Raw genomic sequence first — 19,136 nt, 5'->3', positions numbered from 1 at the left:
TTGACCCATAAAAAAACCCGGCGATGCCGGGTTTTTTCGTCTCTGTCGTATCGTTGAGCTGCGGCTCAGGCGCCTTCCGGCGGGCTGTCGATCATGCCGAGGGCGTGCAGGTAGGTGTCGAGGATCAGGTCCTCTTCTATCCGCTCCTGCTCGTCCTTCTTGCGCAGGGCAACGACCTTCTTGAGGATCTTGGTGTCGAATCCCATGGCCTTGGCTTCGCCATAGACATCCTTGATGTCGTCGGCGATGGTCTTCTTTTCTTCTTCCAGCCGTTCGATCCGTTCGACAAAGGCGCGAAGTTGGTCGCGGGCGACGCCGTGGGCATCAGACATGCAGTGGCTCCTGTCAGTTTTTCGTTCAATTCGATCTTGGGGCTGTGACCTGCCGTGAAGCGCTGGTCGCGTCAAGTCCCTCGTTCTTGTCAGTGCGCCGGTTTGTTGATTTCGAATGCGGCTTTTTGAGCATCGGAGGCTTCGGCCTGGTGCAGCTTCTTCCAGTCTTCGTAGGGCATGCCATAGACATGCTCGCGGGAGGCGTCCTTGCTGACCTCCACGCCGGCCTCATTCGCCGCATCCCGGTACCAGTTCGATAGGCAGTTTCGGCAGAAGCCGGCCAGGTTCATCAGGTCGATGTTCTGGACATCGCTGCGCTCCCGCAGATGCGCGACAAGCCTTCTGAAGGCGGCCGCCTCGAATTCGGTCTGCTGTTCCTTGGTAAGTTCAGTCATGGTCACGTTCCTTTCGTCAGGGCTGGTAAGGCCCGGTGCGCGAGGCAAAGATCTCGTATTCGTGCAGGGCGGGATCGGCGTTCATCTTCGTGAAGATCGGCGCCAGCCGCTCCGCCCATTCGGCGATACCGTCGGGATCGCCGATCAGGTCCTGGCGAACTTCCAGCAAGGCGTGTGGAATGCCGGCGGTCATGCAGTGACGATACATGGTATCGCCTCGCAAGGCGCCGTCATAGGGTTCGTTGTCGCCAATCACCAGATCGCCGGAAGCGCGCAAGCCCTGCAGCAGCGGTGTCACCGCCCGGTGGTCGGTGTCCCAGAGAACGGCTGCATGCCAGGGCCGCGGCACGCCTTTCCAGGCCGGCGTGTAGGAATGCAGCGACAGCACCAGCGGGGCCTTGCCGCTTTCATGCGCTGTCATTGCGATCGTCTCGGCCACCGCGCGATGATAGGGACGATGATAGGTGTTCAGCCGATGGTTCCATTCTTCCGCCGTGATCGGGTGATTGCCCGGAATGATCGCGCCGTCGGAAATCCGCATGATCAGCGTCGGGTCGTCCTCTCCCCGGTTGGGATCGATGAGCAGACGTGAGAAGCAGCTCAGCACGGCCGGGACGCCCAGCATCCGGGCAAGCGAGCGCGTCAGCCCTTCGATGCCAATGTCATAGGCGATGTGGCGCGTGAAGGCATCCGGGGGAAGCCCCAGGTCGCCATAGGCCGGCGGCAAACGGTTCATCGCATGATCGGCCAGAAGCACAAGGCCCCTGTCATAATGTCCTGCTATGATCTCGTGGGAATGAAAATCTTGCATCGCTTCGCCCGTATCAGCCTGGAAGTGCCGGACTTGATTGCATGGGGAGAATGGTGGCGCAAGCTTTCGCCGCGGTATGGTTTGTGTCAAGATCAGGCTTGAGAGTTCCGTAGGAATTATAATCGATTAGACCTGCGTTGACTTTCCCGCGGCATCGTCGCAAGAAGGCAGTCAACGAATAACCATGGAGTTCCGTCGGAAACCGTGCCGAATCGCAATCCATCAAGTTTCGTCCTCAGTTCAGTCAGCTTTCGTCTCGCGATCGCGGGCGCTGCCCTGTTTCTAGGTTCCTTCATGGGCGCGGATGCTGCCCGCGCCGAGTTCAGGGTCTGCAACGGCACCCAGAACCTCGTCGGCGTGGCCATCGGCTACCGCGCGGCGGAAGGCTGGATCACCGAGGGGTGGTGGCAGGTTCCTGCCACGACCTGCGCCACGCTGATCGAAGGCGAGTTGCAGTCGCGCTACTATTATCTCTATGCCGAGGACGCGGCGCGCGGCGGCCGCTGGACCGGCGACATCAACATGTGCGTGGCCGAAAACGAATTCAAGATCGTCGGCGTGGAGGACTGCTTCGCCCGCGGTTACCAGCAGATGGGATTCAAGGAATACGACACGGGTCGCCAGGGCAGCTGGATGGTCCAGCTCTCAGACACGCCGGGAATGCAGGAAAGCCAGAACTGATGAAGCGCAATCGCAAAGTAAAGATACTCGCAACGCTGGGGCCGGCTTCCTCCGACGAGGCGATGATCCGCAAGCTGCATGAAGCCGGTGCCGACCTGTTCCGCATCAATATGAGCCATGCAAGCCATGATGTGATGCGGGGACTGATTGCCAAGATCCGGTCCGTGGAAGCGGCCTGCGGCCGGCCGATCGGCATCCTCGCCGACTTGCAGGGTCCGAAGCTGCGCGTCGGCAAGTTCGCCGAAACCACGGTGGAACTGACCCCCGGCCAGACCTTCACGCTCGACAACAAGGATGTGCCCGGCGACAAGAACCGTGTGTTCCTGCCGCATCCGGAAATCCTGGAATCGGTACGCGCTGGCGACCGGCTGCTGATCGATGACGGCAAGCTGCATCTGGAAGCGGTGAAATGCGATGGCAAGAGCATCGTCACCAAGGTCGTTTCCGGTACCAAGATTTCCGACCGCAAAGGCGTGAGCCTGCCGGATACGATCCTCGCGACTGGCGTACTGACCGACAAGGACCGCGCCGACCTCGATGCCGTGCTGGCAACGAATGACGTTGACTGGGTCGCGCTGTCTTTCATCCAGCGTCCGGAAGACCTGGCCGAGGTGCGCAAGATCGCCAAGGGCCGGGTTGGCCTGATGTCGAAGATCGAGAAGCCGCAGGCAATCGAACGGATCGACGAGATCATCGCCCTGTCGGACGCCTTGATGGTGGCCCGCGGTGACCTCGGCGTCGAAATGCCGCTGGAGCGCGTTCCCGGTATCCAGAAGCAGTTGATCCGCGCCTGTCGCCGCGAGGGCAAGCCCGTGGTCGTCGCCACCCAGATGCTGGAATCGATGATTTCGGCGCCGGTGCCGACCCGTGCGGAAGTTTCCGACGTCGCGACCGCGGTGTTCGAAGGCGCCGATGCGATCATGCTGTCGGCCGAATCGGCCTCGGGCCAGTATCCAGTGGAGGCCGTCGCCACCATGGCGTCGATTGCATCGACCGTGGAGCGTGAGCCGCATTACCCCGGCATCATCTATGCGCAGCGGGCCCAGCCGGAAGCAACGGGCGCCGATGCCATTTCGCTCGCCGCCCGCCAGATTGCCGAGACCCTGCGATTGCAGGCCATCGTCTGCTACACGTCGTCGGGCAATACCGGCCTGCGCGCCTCCCGCGAGCGTCCTGAAGTGCCTGTTATCGCCCTGTCTCCGGTCATCCAGACGGCGCGTCGTCTCTCGGTGGTCTGGGGGCTGCATTGCGTCGTATCCGAGGAGCCGACTGACCTGGACGACATGGTCAATCGCGCCTGCCGCATCGTCGTGACCGAAGAGTTCGGCAAGCCCGGCGACCGGATCATCATTTCGGCCGGCGTTCCCTTGGGAACACCTGGCGCCACCAACATGCTGCGCATCGCCTATATCGGCGCAGACGGCCAGAGCGGCATCTGATCAACAGAATGACAAAAGGCGCGGCTGGTCCGCGCCTTTTCGTCCAACAAACAGTATCGGTCGGCTGCTGTTACAGCGTGAGGCTGATCTGAGGTGCGACCACCACTGAGGCGCTGAGGGTTTGCTCAAGGCTGGCGATGGTCTTGCCAAGGCCGTCTATAGCAGTCTGGCTCTCCGCTACGGATCCCTTGTCAGCCGATGACTGCTCGCTCAGCTTGCGCTTGGCTTCCTCCAGCAGGCGCTTCAATTCCTGGGCAATCGCCTTGAATTCCTCAAGCGTCTTCTGATCCTGGCTGCTGATCTTTCCCTGATCATCGTCCATGGTCTCCTGATAGGCACGCGCGGCGATGTTCGATCCAGCCTCCGGCTCGTCGGTGTCCTGCTGCGTTTGCGTATCGCTGTTGTCGGCTGTCGCTACCGTGGTCGCGTCACCGGTGGCGTCGATACCCAGAGCGTCCATGAATTCCCTGGCAGCCGCATTGACCGTCTGCCCGAGCGCCGCTGCCTGTTGGGTGACGACGGCCGGGTCAAAATGCCAGCGACGCAGGAACTCCAACTGGGCCTTCGCATCCTCAAGCTTCTGGCGTGCGCGCGCCTTCTGCTCTTCCGCGCCTTCTTCCAGCACCTCGTTCATGGCAAGGAATGCCTGTTTCAGGCTGCTCGTCGCGTCCGCAGCACTCGGATCCTGGCTTTGCGTGGCCGACTGAAGGCGTTCCCCCAAAAGGCGGCTCAGGGCAAACATGGATGACGAGGACAGGTTGACCTGCATGGCGAGCTTCCCGGCAGTTGGCGCTTACTGCCACCCTGCCATGGGAAGCTTGCCCGGGCCTGCCTGCGAGCGCGGCTCTCAACGGGCGGTCTTCATCTGCGTTGCTAGAGCCTTTCAGGGTTAATTAGAAGCGTTCTGCCGGAGCAGGTTTTCGTCAGGGCAGAGGCGATTGGCGACGGGCATACCCTGGGTACGTCCTAGCCGATCGCCTCTGATCCTGGCGGAAAGATGCCCGGCCCTTCGGGCTGGCTGAAACGGGCCGCCTGGTCGACCGACCGGCTTGGCCGTAGAGCCCGGCTACGACGCGCGCCGGTCGGTCGACCATCCGACTCCGTTTGAGCCAGCAGAACGCTTCTATTTAGCCCTGAAAGGCTCTAGCTGCCGCTCCAGGTCGCGGGCCATGGCCTGCAGGTCCCTGGGCTGTCCGGATATCTTCTCCAGCGCGGCCACGACGAGATCATTGGCGATATAGTCCGGCTTGTGACCCAACCCGTGGACCCACAGCAATTCCGAGCCGGGGATATCGCGGGCAAGCCCCTTTGAATGGATCTCCTCGGCGACGATGGCATCGGTATCGCCGCTGACGATGACCGTAGGTGTCGTAATCTCCCGGTAGCGGGCGGACATGGTGGCAACATAGTCATTCAGTCCGGCAACGTCCGTAGCATTGGCGCGGAAGGCGGCCGGCCGAAGCACCAGTTCGGGGCCGGTATCCCTGACATAGGTGAGGGGCGGGGAATTGGGCGAAAACACCTTCTTCGTAGCAACAGGGATCGCGCCGAGGCCAACCGGCATCACCACGATGCGGCAGAAGAGCGGACCGACGACAGGCAGCTTTGCCACATGATAGTACCAGTCCACGCCTCCGGGCCATGGATGCGTCGCAGCCGCCAAAAGAACCAGTCCGGCCGTCTTTTCCGGATGCAGCACGGCAAAGCTGGAGGCGATGGCTCCGCCGAAGGAATGCCCCACAATGATCGCACTCTTGATCCCGAGCTTGTCCATCAACCGGGCAATCGCATGCGCCTGGCCATCGGGACGGTCGTTTTCCGGGCCGCCGCGATCGGAATAGCCGTGTCCCGGGCGGTCGACGAACAGCAACTCGCCGCGCCCCTCCAGCGCCTGCCGGAAGGCGAAGACCTGATCCCTGAGGTTACCGCTGGCGCCATGGATGAAGACAACAGGCGGCAGATCGGCCTGTGGGCCGGCCGGCAGGTGAAGCGCATTCATCTGTATTCCACCGATGTCATAACGCTTGCCGAGATTGGGATAGGTGGCCTCGATCTCGCGGCTTTTCCACGCAGAGAACAGTGCCAGTCCCGTGCCAAGAACCAGAACCACGAACAAACTAATCAGCATCAGGCGAGACCATAGGGGGAGGATTGGACGACTCCGTGACGACCTGACGGCCAAGGCTCAGGTCCGGCTGCCTGCGAGCTTTTCCGACAGCTTCGACACCACGTCCTGGGCCTGCCGGTCTGCCGGATAGATATCGAGATAGCGCTCCCAGGCGGCAAGCGCCATGGCGTCGCGTCCCGATTCGCTCAGGATCGCCGCCATGCCCGCTAGGGCACCGAAATGCCGCGGCTCCAGCTTCAGCACGTGGTTAATGTCAGCCATCGATTTGCGATACTGGCCCATCGTGTAGTGCAGGGTGGCGCGACGGTTCCAGGCAGCCACGGAATCAGGGGCTAGTACGATCGCCTGATCGAGAAAATCGAGTGCCGCGGCGTTCTTCTTTTCCTTGGCCGCGTCTTCGGCCCATTTCAGCAGCAGATTGACTGTGGCGCTACCGGAATCGCTCCAACGGGCCATCACCCGGTTTGCGATGGTGTTGGCGCCCTCAGGCTTGCGCTCACGCTTGAGATCGGAGAGCAGCTTGTCGATGCTGTTGTCGGTCGCTACCGCCGCATGGATCGGATCGGTCGATTGGCGAACCTCGACGGCTGGCTCGGCGGCAAGAGCCACCGTTGGCAGGATCATGGTGGCGCCCACGGCACCAGCGGCGAATCGGCGAAAACAAATAAAGCGCATGCAGCTAATGTAGCTCGCACGCGCTCCAATTCAAATTCAATTTTCTGGCATCATCCGCACGAGAAACGCCCTGAGGCTTGCCTTATCGTGCATGCGCTTCAAGGGCCTGATGTCAGGCCCTCAAGATCAGCCCTGGCGGGCCTTGAAGCGCGGGTTTGCCTTGTTGATGATGTAGACGCGACCCTTGCGGCGAACCAAACGGTTGTCGCGATGGCGGGCCTTGAGCGCTTTCAGCGAGTTCTTGATCTTCATTGTTCTGATCCGCAGTTTGCCGGCGAGTGTTCGTCGCCCGGGAATGTTCTTAACAATCAAAAGCGCGCCGCGTGGCGCGCTCTTTCAGGGTTGCAGGCCAATAGCCCGTCCTAGCCCCGTATGTCAACCACCTCTGCCTGTTTTCGCCCAGGCAGAGTGGATTTTACCGCATTTTCAGTTCGATTGCACAAGCTCGGTCACATGGCCCATCTTGCGGCCGGGGCGCGCTTCGGCCTTGCCATAGAGATGGACCAGGGTCTGCGGACGCGCCAGCCATGTGTCGAGTTGCAGGATGTCATCGCCGATCAGGTTGGTCATCACGCAGTCCGAATGGCGAATCGGATCGCCTAGGGGAAGTCCCGCTACGGCGCGGATATGCTGCTCGAATTGCGAGATCACGCAGGCCGCTTCGGTCCAGTGACCTGAATTGTGAACCCGGGGGGCAATCTCGTTGGCCACCAGGCTGCCATCGGGAAGAACAAAGAACTCCATGCCGACAACACCGACATAGCCGAGTCCATCCAGCAGCTTGCTCGCAGCCTCGATGGCTGCTGTCGCTGTCTCGGCCGAGATCGCGGCCGGGAGGGTAGAGGTATGAAGGATGCCGTCCCGGTGGACGTTCTCGGCCGGATCGTAGCAGGCGATCGTCCCGTCGATGCCGCGGGCGGCGATCACGGAGATTTCGCGTGCGAAGGAGACGAAGCTCTCGAGAATCAGCGGCACCGAGCCAAGGGCGGCGAAACCGCCGTCCGTGTTGTCTTGGCTGCCGCGATAGACGCGCTGGCCCTTGCCATCATAGCCGAGGCGCCGGGTCTTCAAGACGCCTTTGCCGCCGAATTCGCCAAGCGCCAGTTCCAGGTCCTTCTGGCTGTCGACGGCACGAAAATCGGCGGTCTTGATGCCGCAGTCATTGAGGAAGCGCTTTTCCACCAGGCGATCCTGGGCCGCCTCCAGCGCTTTCGGCGGCGGATAGACCGGCACGGAGCGGGCGATGGTTTCCGCCGCGTGCACCGGGACATTTTCGAATTCGTATGTCACGACGTCTGAGCGGGCAGCGAGCTCCGCCAGGGCTGTTGGATCGTCATAGGCCGCGACGATCTGGCCATTGGCGACCTGGGCGGCCGGGCAGTCGGCCTGCGGCTCCAGGATCAGGGTCTTGTAGCTCAGCCTGGCCGCGGCCATGGCGAGCATGCGCCCCAGCTGGCCGCCGCCGATGATGCCGATGGTTTTGGTGCTCATGGAGTTTCGTCCAGGGGGTACTCTGCAACGCTTGCGGTCTGGCGCTCGCGATACTCGTCCAGCCGTTCGGCCAGATCATCGTCGCTGATCGAAAGCACGGAGGCGGCGAGAAGCGCGGCGTTGACGGCGCCGGCGCGGCCGATGGCCAGCGTGCCGACGGGAATGCCGGCGGGCATCTGCACGATCGACAGCAGGCTGTCCTGGCCGGACATGGTCTTGGATTGCACCGGGACGCCGAAAACGGGAAGCGAGGTGAAGGCTGCTGTCATGCCGGGCAGATGGGCCGCTCCGCCTGCGCCGGCGATGATGACCTTGAAGCCTTCGTCGCGAGCGGACTTGGCGAAGGCAACCATGCGGTCCGGCGTCCGGTGTGCCGAAACGATTCGTGCCTCGTAGTCGATGCCGAGGATGTCGAGTGTGTCGGCGGCGTTTTTCATGGTTTCCCAGTCTGACTGGCTTCCCATGATGATGGCGACGGGCGGACGCGTGTCGTTCATTCCTGTGCCTTCCTGCCGTTACGCGATGATGTCGGGAATGATCTGGTCCTCAAGCTTGCTCAGCTTGTCCTTGATGGCGAGCTTCTTCTTTTTCATGCGCTGGATGCGCAGCGCGTCGCATCCGGTCTGGACCATGGCATTTATCGCAGCGTCATAGTCCTCATGCTCCTGGCGCAGGCGCGCCAGAGTGAGTCTTGCATCCGCTTGATCCTGATCCGGCATGTTTCATCCCCATTTTCGCTGCCACGTCCGTTGTCGGTCGCGTGGAAGATTCGCGCAAGCTCCTATCATCAAATACCGGTAACGGGAAGTTATCCTTCTTGGCGAAATTGGGCCGAGAATTCCCCCTTTTCGCCTTCGACAAACCACAAATCTCGTGTCACATTACTTTCGCAATGCCTGAAACTCCAGCGGTGGATTGCTGGAGGTAGGCAAGAGGAAGGAAAGTGACAAATGACCATACAGGCTCATCTTGCATCGCTCGAAAAGAAGCATGGCGCTCTTGAGGAGAAGCTCCATTCGGCTCTCGCGTCCCCCTCGGTAGACGACCGTGAAATCAGTGAAATCAAGCGTCTCAAGTTGCGTATCAAAGATGAGATGGAGCGCCTGAGGTCTTCGACCCGCCACTAGTCTTTCGTCGGCGGATTGCTCGCGGCCTTGCCGCAGCTTTGACCGCCAGTGGCAGGGTGAGAGAAGATCCTCGACCCCAGACTGTAACGCCAGTTTGTACCCCGGAAACCAAAGCGGTTTTCGGGGTTTTTATTTGGGGTATGGGGTAGGGGATTGATGGTCCTCTCAGGACCAGAACTGGTCCAGCCAGAGGTTCATGCGGTCAAAGCCCTGGGTGTTGACTGCATAGATGCGCTTGGTGCCTTCGGCCGTCACGCTGACGAGGTTGCTGTCCAGCAGCGCCTTGAGGTGCTGGGACACCGCCGGGCGGCTGATCGGGAGGCCCTTGGCAAGGTCGTTGACCGTCCTCGGGGCACGCCGCAATTCCTCCAGCAGGTGACGCCGGTTCGGGTCTGCGATAGCTGCGAAGGGGTCCATGTGCGACATGGGCTTGAAGTTACGTCAAATGCTGTGAGGCAGCAAGTAAATTTGTGCGTCGCAGCGTAGCTATTTCGCCTGCAATACAGTCGGTTTAGCCACTAAAGCCGAAGCCGTCCCACAACAGTTTCGCCGCGGCGATAAATGCCATGGCATACATCAGCGGATAGAAGACCGAGGGCTTCATGCGCTTCACCACATAGGCGCCGGCCATGGTCGATACCAGCGCGACCGGCAGCAGGAATCCGGCAAGGGTGACGTTTCGTGCGTCCAGTTCGCCCAGCGCGAAATACGGCACCACCTTGATGGCGTTGAGGATGGCAAAGAAGCGCGTGCTGGAGCCGGTGTAGACACGGGGGTCGAGCTTGAGCGGCAGGGCATAGATCTGGAATGGTGGGCCGCCGGCATGGGCAACGAAGCTGCCATAGCCGGCGAAAAGGCCCATTATGCTCCCGAAAAAGGGCCTGTGCGGTGCTGGTGGTACCTCCACATGGCGCTTCGGGCCGTAGGTTTCCACCACGTAGCGCAGCACAAAAGCGCCCGTGACCAGGCCCAGCACGATGCGCATATCGTCGGCGGAAACGTAAGCCGAGGTTGCCCATCCGATTGCGGTGCCAATCACGGCGCCGGGCAGAAGAATGATCAGGGTTCGCCGGTCGCCATAGTGCCGCCAGGCCCATAGAGCCACGCAGTCCATGACAAGGAGGATCGGCAGAAAGATCGCCGCCGCCTGGACAGGCGGGACCACCATGGCGAGAAGCGGCACGCCGAGCAGCGAAAATGCGCCTCCGAGGCCACCCTTGGACAGGCCGACGAGTATGACTGCCGGTATGGCAGCATAGAAAAACTCAATATCGGGGATCATCGGGAGTGGTTGATCCTTTTGTCGGACCGGTCTATCGGATTGCAATGCATAGAAAACGCCCGGGCCTTTGGCAAGCGGGCCTGCCTCGCGCCGAATGGAAACGCTGACATGACCGCTCCCGAAGATCGTTGCCGCCTGGTCCTTATCGTCCCGGATTTCGCGCCTGACGAAGATGCCGCGAAGATCTTGGGCGATGCCCTGCGGGGTGGCGACGTCGCCTCTGTGATCATCCCGCAATATGGTCTTGACGATACCGCCTTCCAGAAGCTGGCCGAATCCCTGGTGCCGGTCATCCAGGCGTCAGGGGCGGCGGCTCTTGTCGTGGATAACAGCCGCGTTGCCGGCCGCGTCAAGGCCGATGGCCTGCATATCACCGGCAAGGTGGATGCGCTGGCCGAGGCCGTCGAGGCGCATGTGCCGAAGATGATCGTGGGCGGCGGCAATGCCATGGAACGGCATACGGCGCTGGAGATGGGGGAGGTCAATCCCGACTACATCTTCTTCGGCAAGCTTGATGGCGACATCAAGCCGGAGCCGCATTCAAAGAACGTTGCGCTCGGAGAATGGTGGGCCTCCATGGTCGCGATTCCCTGCATCGTGATGGGCGGCACGGATCCTGCCGGCGCACTCGTTGTAGCGGAAAGCGGAGCCGAATTCGTGGCCATGTCCAAGGCGGTGTTTGCCGAGCCGGAGCGAGCACCTGCCATCGTTGCCGAGATAAATGCGCTGCTTGACGAAAAAGCGCCACGGTTTGACGATTGAAGCCAATTATGACGCTCACTCGCCTCCGTTTTCTGATCGCCGCTGTCCTTCTGCTTTCCGCGGAGGGATCCATCGCATGGGCGCAGGACATGGAGCAGCCAAAGGCGCCGCCGGCCGCACCGACAGAGGCCGAGGCTCTGACGCTGCAGCGGACGGGGCGGGCGGCAAGTGGGGATCGGGTGCCGACCCCCGGCATCGTGGAAATCCCCGGCGAAGAAGACAAAGGGGCCAATCCGTCTCAGGGTATTACGCTGCTTCAGCGCATGGGCATGCCGCTCCCGCCGCTTCCGCCGGAAAAGGCCTTCACCGGCAAGGTGGATGAAGTTTACGGCGCCTACCAGCAGGGCCTCTATGTCACTGCACTCTCCAAGGCCTTGCCGCGCGCGCAACTGGGAGACGCTGCGGCCCAGACCCTGGTGGCGGAGCTGATCTCCCGCGGGCTCGGCGTCAAGCGCGACGCGAAGGCGGCGGCCTTCTGGTATGGAAAGGCAGCCGAGGGCGGCGATCCGCCTGCCATGTTCAAATACGCCCTGCTGCTGATGGACGGCAAGGACGTGACGCGTGACAAGGCCAAGGCCGACGAGTTCATGAAGAAGGCCGCCGATGCGGGCGATGGGTCGGCGCAGTTCAATTGGGCGCAGACGCTGGTTGCCGACAATCCCAGCGAAAAGGGCCTCAAGCTGGCGCTGCCTTATTACGAGAAGTCCGCCGAACAGGGCATTGCCGACTCGCAATATGCCGTTGCGCAGATCTACAAGACCCTGAACGACATCGAACCGGAAAAGAAGGCAAAGGCCCGCTACTGGCTGGAGCGTGCCGCCAAAGCGGGCTTCGACACGGCGCAGCTCGACATGGGGATCTGGCTGGTCAATGGCATCGCCGGCGAGAAGGACTATGACGGCGGGTTCAACTGGCTGAATGTCGCCGCCAACAGAGGCAATGTGGTCGCGCAGAACCGGTTGGCCCATCTCTATGTCAATGCCTTGGGCACCAAGCCGGATCCGATCCAGGCGGCCAAGTGGTATGTGCTGTCGCGCCGCGCCGGCCTCAAGGATCCCGCACTTGAGGACTTCTATCTGGGCATAAATGACGAGCAGCAGAAACAGGCGATCGACGCGGCCAACAAGTTTCGCCGCAGCTGAGGCCCTGGCTTGATCCGTCGACCCGGCATAAGCGACTTTGCCGGCGCATGCTCGTTCACCATGATTGACGCTTGGCCGTCCGCGCCTATGGCCGATTATGCCTGCAGCCCTTGAATTGCGGCCGTTTTTGTGGTCTTGAACCCGCCAACCCCATGCCGCGACCTTAAAATCCTGCGTCCCGGCCACTTTCGCTAAAAATTCGGGCGCCATACGCCCATCAGGAAACACCACATGGCTCGTTCAGCTCTTCTCAATGTCATGGTCCAGGCCGCGCTCAAGGCGGGCAAGTCGCTGTCACGTGATTTCGGCGAAGTGCAGAACCTGCAGGTCTCGGTGAAGGGGCCGAGCGATTTCGTCTCCCAGGCGGACCTAAAGGCTGAAAAGATCGTCAAGGACGAGTTGCTGAAGGCGCGCCCCACCTATGGTTTCCTCGGCGAGGAAAGCGAGGAGATCACCGGGACCGATGGCGCACATCGCTGGATCGTCGATCCGCTTGATGGCACCACGAACTTCCTGCACGGCATTCCGCAGTTTGCCGTTTCGATCGCGCTGGAGCGCAATGGCGAGATCGTCGCCGGTGTCGTGTTCAACCCGGCAACGGATGAACTCTACACGGCCGAGCGCGGCGGCGGAGCCTTCCTCAACGACCGCCGCCTGCGGGTCGCGGCTCGAAAGGTCCTGTCCGATTGCGTGATCGGCTGCGGGGTTCCGCATCTCGGTCGCGGTCATCACGGCAAGTTCCTGGTGGAACTGCGCCATGTGATGGGCGAAACGGCGGGCCTGCGCCGTCTGGGCGCCGCCTCGCTCGATCTCGCCTATGTGGCTGCCGGTCGAATGGATGGCTTCTGGGAAACCGATCTTGCGCCCTGGGACGTGGCTGCCGGCCTGTTGCTGATTCGCGAAGCGGGTGGCTTTTCCAGCGACATGAAGGGCGGTCAGGACATTTTCGAAAGCCGCTCGGTGGTTGCGGGCAACGAGTATATCCAGAAGGCGCTGGTTGAAGTCGTCAACCGGCCGGTTCCGAAAGCCTGATAAGCTTTCCCCGGAAGGTTTTGGGGCAACACGGCTTTTCCCTTCAATTCGTCTCAATTTTCTACTAGCCTCCGGCGGCAACATTCCCGGAGGCTGAGGGCAACATGGCGAAAGTGAAGCTGGAGGATTTGGAGGGCGCCGAAATCGGCAGCGGCGAAAATGGCCGCAAGCTTTCGAGCCCGATGCCATATTTCTCCACCATGCTGCTGTTCCTGGTGATCGTCGGGTTCATCACGGCAATCCTCTACCGGCAGGCCCATGCGGCCTTCGTCACCAATCCCGGGCTCAATGGTCTGATTCTCGGCGTCCTGGCCGTCGGCATCATCCTGGTGTTCAACCACGTGCTGGCGCTGCGGCCTGAGGTGCGCTGGTTCAATTCTTTCCGGGCTGCCGGCAGTGCCGACAAGGTCGGGCGTGATCCCAAGCTGCTGGCGCCGATGCGCGCACTGATCGGCAATCGCAGTTCCTCCGTTACCATCTCCACGACGACGCTTCGGTCTATCCTCGATTCGATCGCCACGCGTCTTGACGAGTCGCGGGATACCTCGCGCTACCTGATCGGGCTTCTGGTCTTTCTCGGCCTGCTCGGCACCTTCTGGGGTCTGCTCGGAACGATCGCCTCGATCAGTTCCGTGATCCAGTCTCTCGACCCGGCCTCGGGCGACAGCGGCGACGTGCTGCAGGCGCTGAAGAATGGCCTGTCCGGCCCGTTGCAAGGCATGGGCACGGCGTTTTCGTCTTCGCTGCTCGGTCTTTCCGGCTCGCTCATTCTCGGTTTCCTCGATCTGCAAGCGGGCCGCGCACAGAACAGGTTTTATACCGAGCTTGAAAACTGGCTCTCGTCCGTGACCGACCTGGGCTCCGACGGCATTTCCGGCGCTGTTGTCGCTTCGGATGCGTCGGGCGGTGTGTCCTCGGAGGAAATCCGCGAGCTGATTGAAAAGCTCGGCAAGATTGCCGAGCAGCAACCGGCCGGCGGCAATGACCGGTCGGTCAATGCCATGGCAGGATTGGCCGAGGGCATCCAGGGTCTGGTGAAGAACATGCGCAACGAGCAACAGATGCTGCGCGACTGGATCGAGGCCCAGCAGGAGGATGCGCGTGCCATGCGCAAGACGCTGGACCGACTTAACGAGAAGATTGGCGGGAGCAAGTAACGCATGGCTCTCGGGCGAAATCGTCGCGCTCAGCGCCACATCGATTACTGGCCCGGTTTCGTCGACGCATTGTCGACGCTGCTGCTTGCCATCATGTTCCTGCTCACGGTCTTCGTGCTGGCGCAGTTCATCCTAAGCCGGGAAATTTCCGGCAAGGACGAGGTTCTGAACCGGTTGAACAGCCAGATTGCCGAACTCACCCAGCTCCTGGCGCTGGAGAAAAGCGGCAAGCAGGATCTGGAGGATACGCTGGCGACCTTGCAGTCGTCGCTTGCGTCGTCGGAAACCGAGCGCTCTCGGCTGCAGCAATTGCTGGCCGCCGGCACCGGCACATCCGCGGCGGCAACCGCGCGCATCGGCGAACTGACGGCTCGTCTGGACAATGAAATGCAGGTCAGCACCCGGGCGATGAGCCAGATCGACCTTCTGAACCAGCAGATCGCCGCTCTTCGTGCGCAGATCGCGGCGGTGGAAGAAGCGCTGCAGGTATCCGAGGCCAAGGACCAGGCCTCGCAGACCAAGATTGCCGATCTCGGGCGGCGTCTTAATGTCGCCCTGGCCCAGCGTGTCCAGGAACTCAATCGCTACCGCTCTGACTTCTTCGGGCGCCTGCGCGAAATCCTGTCGGATCGGGAGAATATCCGCATTGTCGGTGACCGCTTCGTCTTCCAGTCCGAAGTGCTGTTTCCCTCAGGGGGTAACGAGTTGAACCCGGCGGGGCAGGTGGAGATGGAAAAGCTCGCAAATGCCATCCTCGATCTTGCCAAGGAAATTCCCGCCGAGATCAACTGGGTCCTGCGCGTCGATGGTCACACCGACAACGTGGCGTTGTCCGGTGCCGGCCGCTACGCGGATAACTGGGAATTGTCGTCGGCCCGCGCGATTTCGGTCGTCAAGTTCCTGATTTCCAAGGGCGTGCCTGCCGATCGGCTTGTCGCTGCAGGCTTTGGCGAGTTCCAGCCGATCGCCGAAGGGGACACCCCAGAAGCCCGATCACAAAACCGTCGCATCGAGCTGAAACTGACCGAGCGCTAACATCCCTGATATTGCACTGACGTTTACGTGCGCGTAAGTTCACCCCCAAGGAGATTGTCCGGGAGGTGGGTGCATGGACTACGACGTGATGGTGATCGGCGCGGGCCTTGCCGGTCTGGTTGCCGCGACGGAGGCTGCCGCTCGCGGCCTGAAAGTCTGTATTCTCGACCAGGAGGGAGAGCAGAATTTCGGCGGCCAGGCCTTCTGGTCGCTGGGCGGATTGTTTTTCATCGATAGTCCGGAGCAGCGCCGCCTTGGCATTCGCGACAGCATGGACCTGGCGCGGCAGGACTGGCTGGGTTCTGCTGCCTTTGATCGCCCCGAGGACCACTGGCCGCGCCAATGGGCCGAAAGCTATCTCGATTTTGCCGGTGGCGAGAAGCGCCGCTGGCTGCATGCCATGGGTATGCGCTGGTTTCCGGTTGTCGGCTGGGCGGAGCGGGGAGGGAGCCTCGCCCATGGCCATGGAAATTCGGTGCCGCGCTTTCATGTCACCTGGGGCACGGGACCCGGTGTCCTCGCGCCGTTTGTCGCCAAGGCGCGACAGTTGGAGCAGGACGGCAAGCTTACCCTGCTGTTTCGCCATCAGGTCGATCGTCTTGTCGTTACCAATGGTGTCGTGACCGGCGCGGAGGGCACGGTGCTCAAAGCCGATTCGGTCGCCCGCGGGCAGGCGAGTTCCCGCGAGGCTGTCGGCAGCTTCGCCATCCGTTCCGCCGCGACCATCGTCGCCTCCGGCGGCATTGGCGGCAACCACGATCTGGTGCGCAAGCAGTGGCCGGTGCAGCGCCTGGGCGCGCCGCCAAAGACCATGGTTTACGGCGTGCCGCAGCATGTCGATGGGCGCATGCTGGAGGTCACGCGATTGGCGGGCGGAAGCCTCATCAATGAAGACCGTATGTGGCACTATACCGAAGGCCTGAAGAACTGGGATCCGATCTGGCCCGGCCATGGCATCCGCATCCTGCCGGGGCCTTCCTCCTTCTGGTGCGATGCCGATGGCAACCGCTTCGAGGCGCCTGCCATGCCGGGTTTCGACACCCTGGCGACCTTGAAGGCGATCTGCTCGCGCGGCCATGATTATAGCTGGTTCATCCTCAACAAGGCCATCATCAAGAAGGAATTTGCACTGTCGGGGTCTGAGCAGAATCCCGACCTGACCAACAAGGACATTCCGCTTCTGCTCAAGCGGCTCGGCAAGAACCCGCCCGGCCCGGTCCAGGCCTTCATGGACAAGGGCGAGGACTTCGTCGTCCGGGATACGCTGGAAGACCTGGTCCAGGGCATGAACGAGATCAGCGGCGAGCATCGGCTCAGCCTGCATCATCTGCGCCGTCAGATCGAGGCGAGGGACCGGGAGATCGACAACAAGTTCAGCAAGGACGCGCAGGTGACGGCCATCCGCGGCGCGCGCGGCTATCTCGGCGACAAGCTGATGCGCACCGCCAAACCGCATCGCCTTCTGGATCCTGCCGCGGGACCGCTGATCGGGGTGAGGCTGCATATCCTGACCCGCAAGACCCTTGGTGGCATCCACACCGACCTCTCCGGCCGGGTGCTGGATGCGGAGGGCCAACCGGTATCAGGCCTTTACGCTGCCGGGGAGGCGGCCGGCTTCGGCGGTGGCGGCATGCATGGCTACAACGCGCTGGAAGGCACGTTTCTGGGCGGCTGCCTGTTCTCCGGGCGCGTTGCGGGCCGCTCGGTCGGCGGCTGAGCCTGACGGGTCTTACTTGACCGCCAGGAAATCCCTTGCGCCGCTTTCAAACTGCAGGCGCGCGAGCTTGGCATAGAGCCCATCCTGCTGGATGAGGCTTTGATGCGTACCCATCTCGGCGATTCGACCCTCATCCATGACAAGGATTCGATCTGCCTTCAGCACTGTGGCCAGGCGGTGGGCGATCACGATCGTGGTGCGGTTCTGCATCAGGCCGTCGAGCGCCTTCTGCACCAGCGTTTCGCTTTCGGCATCCAGCGCGGAGGTCGCCTCGTCGAGCAACAGCACCGGGGCATCGCGCAGGATGGCACGGGCAATGGCGATGCGCTGGCGCTGGCCGCCTGACAGCGTCACCCCGCGCTCGCCGACGTCAGTGTCGTAGCCATGCTCCAGCCGCGCGATGAACTCGTCGGCCTGGGCGGCCTGGGCTGCGGCGCGAACCTGTTCGCGGGTCGCACCCGGCGTTCCGAAGGCGATGTTGTCGTGAATGGAGGCGGCGAAGATGGTGACGTCCTGCGGGACGATTGCCAGCCGGCTGCGCAGGTCGTGCGGCGATACCGTGCGGATGTCGAGGCCATCCAGGTTGATGCTGCCGGAGGTCGGGTCGTAGTAGCGAAGCAGCAGGGCGAAGACCGTGCTTTTGCCAGCCCCTGATGGGCCGACGATGGCAACGGTTTCGCCGGGTTCCACCGTGAATGTCAGGCCGTTCAGCGCCACGCGCGAGATATGGGAAGGGTATGCGAATCGCAGGTCGTTGAATTCGACCCGACCCCGGGCAGGCTTCGGCAGGCTTTGCGGCGAGGTTGGCGCCTTGATGGTTGGATCCTGCTGCAGCAGTTCCGTCAGGCGTTCCGCTGCGCCGCCGGCCTGGGACAATTCGCTCCAGACTTCGCTCAGCGAGCCCATCGAGCCGGCTGCGATCACCGAATAAATGAGGAACTGTCCGAGTGTTCCGGCACTCAACGTGCCTGACAGGACGCCCTGCGCGCCATACCACAGGATCGCGACGATGCTGCCGAAGATGAGCGTGATGGCGACGCCGGTGAGGACGGCCCGTGTCCGCACGGCCGCGCGGGCGGCATCATAGGCAAATTCGACGGCGGATGCGTAGCGGTCCGTTGCCGCCTGTTCGCCATTGAAGGCCTGGACGGTGCGGACGGCGGCGATGGTTTCGCCGGCATAGGCCGAAGCGGCGGCCAGCTTGTCCTGGGCCTCGCGGGAGCGCTTGCGCACCGAGCGGCCAAAGGCCACCAGGGGAAAGACGATGACCGGGATGGCTGCCAGCACCAGCACCGAAAGCCGCGGGCTGGTATAGATCATCATGGCCATCGCGCCGAGACAGAGGATCGTGTTGCGCAGTGCCAGCGAGGCTGTCGCGCCGACCGCGGATTTGATCTGCGTGGTATCGGCCGTCAGCCGGGAGACGATTTCGCCGGATTGGTTGACGTCGAAAAAGTCCGGCGAGAGCCGGGTAACATGGGCGAAAACGTCGCGCCTGACATCGGCGACGATGCGCTCGCCGATGGTGATGACGAAGTAATAGCGAAAGGCGCTGGCGAGCGCCAACACCACCGCCATGATGATCATCATCGCGAAATAGTTGTTGATGAAACCGCTGTCGGCGGCGTTGAAGCCGTGATCGAGCATGCGACGGACGGCTAAGGGCAAGGCAAGCGTCGTCGCAGCGGCAAGCGACAGGAAAAACAGGGCCGCTGCCGCCATGCCCTTGTACCGGGCGAGATAGGGAAGAAGGCCTGAAAGCGGCCTGAGCGAGCGGGTCTTGCGGGCCTGTTGATCGGGGATTTCGGTCACGATTGCATTCTCCACCGCTGCACCAGCGGTTCCTGCCAAGGCACTTGTTATCTTCGCGCCCTTCATGTATAGGCACGGCATCGAATTGGGAAGCCGTAGCCGGACTGGTTTGCGGCTT

The 19,136-nt window shown here is 62.0% G+C and carries 22 protein-coding genes; 9 read left to right on the top strand and 13 right to left on the bottom strand.

Annotated elements, in window-relative coordinates:
* Window positions 1-65: 65 nt before the first annotated feature.
* The 3 genes from B9A97_RS01080 to B9A97_RS01070 all read right to left on the bottom strand — a co-directional run bounded on the left by B9A97_RS01080 (window position 66) and on the right by B9A97_RS01070 (window position 1,538).
* On the bottom strand, window positions 66-332 hold the full coding sequence (locus B9A97_RS01080) for a DUF2312 domain-containing protein (protein ID WP_084363123.1): 267 nt from the start codon (window positions 330-332) through the stop codon (window positions 66-68).
* Between the two features lie 89 nt (window positions 333-421).
* Window positions 422-727 carry a DUF1244 domain-containing protein gene (locus B9A97_RS01075; protein WP_084363122.1) on the bottom strand — a complete coding sequence of 102 codons (306 nt, stop codon included), beginning with the start codon at window positions 725-727 and terminating at the stop codon, window positions 422-424.
* A 16-nt stretch (window positions 728-743) separates the two neighbouring features.
* Window positions 744-1,538 (bottom strand): N-formylglutamate amidohydrolase, encoded by a 795-nt coding sequence (locus B9A97_RS01070; RefSeq protein ID WP_084363121.1) that lies wholly within the window; start codon window positions 1,536-1,538, stop codon window positions 744-746.
* A 261-nt stretch (window positions 1,539-1,799) separates the two neighbouring features.
* Between B9A97_RS01070 and B9A97_RS01065 the strand changes: the two genes are divergently transcribed.
* Both B9A97_RS01065 and pyk read left to right on the top strand, forming a co-directional pair.
* Entirely contained in the window at window positions 1,800-2,219 is a 420-nt protein-coding gene (locus tag B9A97_RS01065; RefSeq protein WP_084363471.1) for a DUF1036 domain-containing protein, read from the top strand.
* A complete protein-coding gene (gene pyk / locus B9A97_RS01060) occupies window positions 2,219-3,658 on the top strand; it encodes a pyruvate kinase (protein ID WP_084363120.1) in 1,440 nt (479 codons plus the stop codon). The genes B9A97_RS01065 and pyk overlap by 1 nt, the downstream gene beginning before the upstream one ends.
* A gap of 70 nt (window positions 3,659-3,728) precedes the next feature.
* On the opposite strand, the gene B9A97_RS01055 is transcribed toward pyk, so the two are convergent.
* The 7 genes from B9A97_RS01055 to B9A97_RS01015 all read right to left on the bottom strand — a co-directional run bounded on the left by B9A97_RS01055 (window position 3,729) and on the right by B9A97_RS01015 (window position 8,671).
* Window positions 3,729-4,427 carry a hypothetical protein gene (locus B9A97_RS01055; RefSeq protein WP_084363119.1) on the bottom strand — a complete coding sequence of 233 codons (699 nt, stop codon included), beginning with the start codon at window positions 4,425-4,427 and terminating at the stop codon, window positions 3,729-3,731.
* Between the two features lie 354 nt (window positions 4,428-4,781).
* The gene (locus B9A97_RS01040; protein ID WP_084363118.1) at window positions 4,782-5,786 is read right to left on the bottom strand and encodes an alpha/beta fold hydrolase; all 1,005 of its coding nucleotides are present in this window, start codon (window positions 5,784-5,786) and stop codon (window positions 4,782-4,784) included.
* Between the two features lie 57 nt (window positions 5,787-5,843).
* Window positions 5,844-6,410: a hypothetical protein gene (locus tag B9A97_RS01035; RefSeq protein ID WP_244564075.1), complete on the bottom strand. Its 567-nt coding sequence runs from the start codon at window positions 6,408-6,410 to the stop codon at window positions 5,844-5,846.
* A 177-nt stretch (window positions 6,411-6,587) separates the two neighbouring features.
* Window positions 6,588-6,713, bottom strand: a complete 126-nt coding sequence (gene ykgO / locus B9A97_RS01030) for a type B 50S ribosomal protein L36 (RefSeq protein ID WP_062279996.1) — start codon at window positions 6,711-6,713, stop codon at window positions 6,588-6,590.
* A gap of 174 nt (window positions 6,714-6,887) precedes the next feature.
* Window positions 6,888-7,952, bottom strand: a complete 1,065-nt coding sequence (locus tag B9A97_RS01025) for a 5-(carboxyamino)imidazole ribonucleotide synthase (RefSeq protein ID WP_084363116.1) — start codon at window positions 7,950-7,952, stop codon at window positions 6,888-6,890.
* Window positions 7,949-8,449, bottom strand: coding sequence for a 5-(carboxyamino)imidazole ribonucleotide mutase (gene purE, locus B9A97_RS01020; protein WP_084363115.1), 501 nt, complete (start codon window positions 8,447-8,449; stop codon window positions 7,949-7,951). Before purE ends, B9A97_RS01025 begins: the two co-directional genes overlap by 4 nt.
* An 18-nt stretch (window positions 8,450-8,467) precedes the next feature.
* Window positions 8,468-8,671: a YdcH family protein gene (locus B9A97_RS01015; protein WP_084363114.1), complete on the bottom strand. Its 204-nt coding sequence runs from the start codon at window positions 8,669-8,671 to the stop codon at window positions 8,468-8,470.
* Window positions 8,672-8,902: 231 nt separating this feature from the next.
* Between B9A97_RS01015 and B9A97_RS01010 the strand changes: the two genes are divergently transcribed.
* Window positions 8,903-9,079, top strand: a complete 177-nt coding sequence (locus B9A97_RS01010; protein ID WP_084363113.1) for a YdcH family protein — start codon at window positions 8,903-8,905, stop codon at window positions 9,077-9,079.
* Window positions 9,080-9,244: 165 nt separating this feature from the next.
* Here the strand turns inward: B9A97_RS01010 and B9A97_RS01005 are convergent, their stop codons facing one another.
* Window positions 9,245-9,505 (bottom strand): ArsR/SmtB family transcription factor, encoded by a 261-nt coding sequence (locus B9A97_RS01005; protein WP_084363112.1) that lies wholly within the window; start codon window positions 9,503-9,505, stop codon window positions 9,245-9,247.
* Window positions 9,506-9,590: 85 nt separating this feature from the next.
* Window positions 9,591-10,361 (bottom strand): sulfite exporter TauE/SafE family protein, encoded by a 771-nt coding sequence (locus B9A97_RS01000; protein WP_084363111.1) that lies wholly within the window; start codon window positions 10,359-10,361, stop codon window positions 9,591-9,593.
* Between the two features lie 108 nt (window positions 10,362-10,469).
* Between B9A97_RS01000 and B9A97_RS00995 the strand changes: the two genes are divergently transcribed.
* The 6 genes from B9A97_RS00995 to B9A97_RS00970 all read left to right on the top strand — a co-directional run bounded on the left by B9A97_RS00995 (window position 10,470) and on the right by B9A97_RS00970 (window position 17,206).
* Window positions 10,470-11,123, top strand: a complete 654-nt coding sequence (locus B9A97_RS00995) for a thiamine phosphate synthase (RefSeq protein WP_084363110.1) — start codon at window positions 10,470-10,472, stop codon at window positions 11,121-11,123.
* A gap of 8 nt (window positions 11,124-11,131) precedes the next feature.
* Window positions 11,132-12,265 carry a tetratricopeptide repeat protein gene (locus B9A97_RS00990; protein ID WP_084363109.1) on the top strand — a complete coding sequence of 378 codons (1,134 nt, stop codon included), beginning with the start codon at window positions 11,132-11,134 and terminating at the stop codon, window positions 12,263-12,265.
* Between the two features lie 231 nt (window positions 12,266-12,496).
* Complete coding sequence (locus tag B9A97_RS00985) at window positions 12,497-13,297, top strand: inositol monophosphatase family protein (protein ID WP_084363108.1); 801 nt, start codon at window positions 12,497-12,499, stop codon at window positions 13,295-13,297.
* A 104-nt stretch (window positions 13,298-13,401) separates the two neighbouring features.
* The gene (locus tag B9A97_RS00980; protein WP_143530284.1) at window positions 13,402-14,454 is read left to right on the top strand and encodes a flagellar motor protein MotA; all 1,053 of its coding nucleotides are present in this window, start codon (window positions 13,402-13,404) and stop codon (window positions 14,452-14,454) included.
* Window positions 14,455-14,457: 3 nt separating this feature from the next.
* A complete protein-coding gene (locus tag B9A97_RS00975) occupies window positions 14,458-15,489 on the top strand; it encodes a peptidoglycan -binding protein (protein ID WP_084363107.1) in 1,032 nt (343 codons plus the stop codon).
* Between the two features lie 73 nt (window positions 15,490-15,562).
* Entirely contained in the window at window positions 15,563-17,206 is a 1,644-nt protein-coding gene (locus B9A97_RS00970; protein ID WP_084363106.1) for an FAD-binding dehydrogenase, read from the top strand.
* Window positions 17,207-17,218: 12 nt separating this feature from the next.
* On the opposite strand, the gene B9A97_RS00965 is transcribed toward B9A97_RS00970, so the two are convergent.
* Window positions 17,219-19,009: an ABC transporter transmembrane domain-containing protein gene (locus B9A97_RS00965; RefSeq protein WP_244564100.1), complete on the bottom strand. Its 1,791-nt coding sequence runs from the start codon at window positions 19,007-19,009 to the stop codon at window positions 17,219-17,221.
* Window positions 19,010-19,136 lie beyond the last annotated feature (127 nt).

Source organism: Rhizobium sp. RU36D (assembly GCF_900176345.1).
Lineage (GTDB): Bacteria > Pseudomonadota > Alphaproteobacteria > Rhizobiales > Rhizobiaceae > Allorhizobium.
Note: the sequence above shows the minus strand (reverse complement) of the source record. Positions and strands in the feature narration are given on the sequence as shown.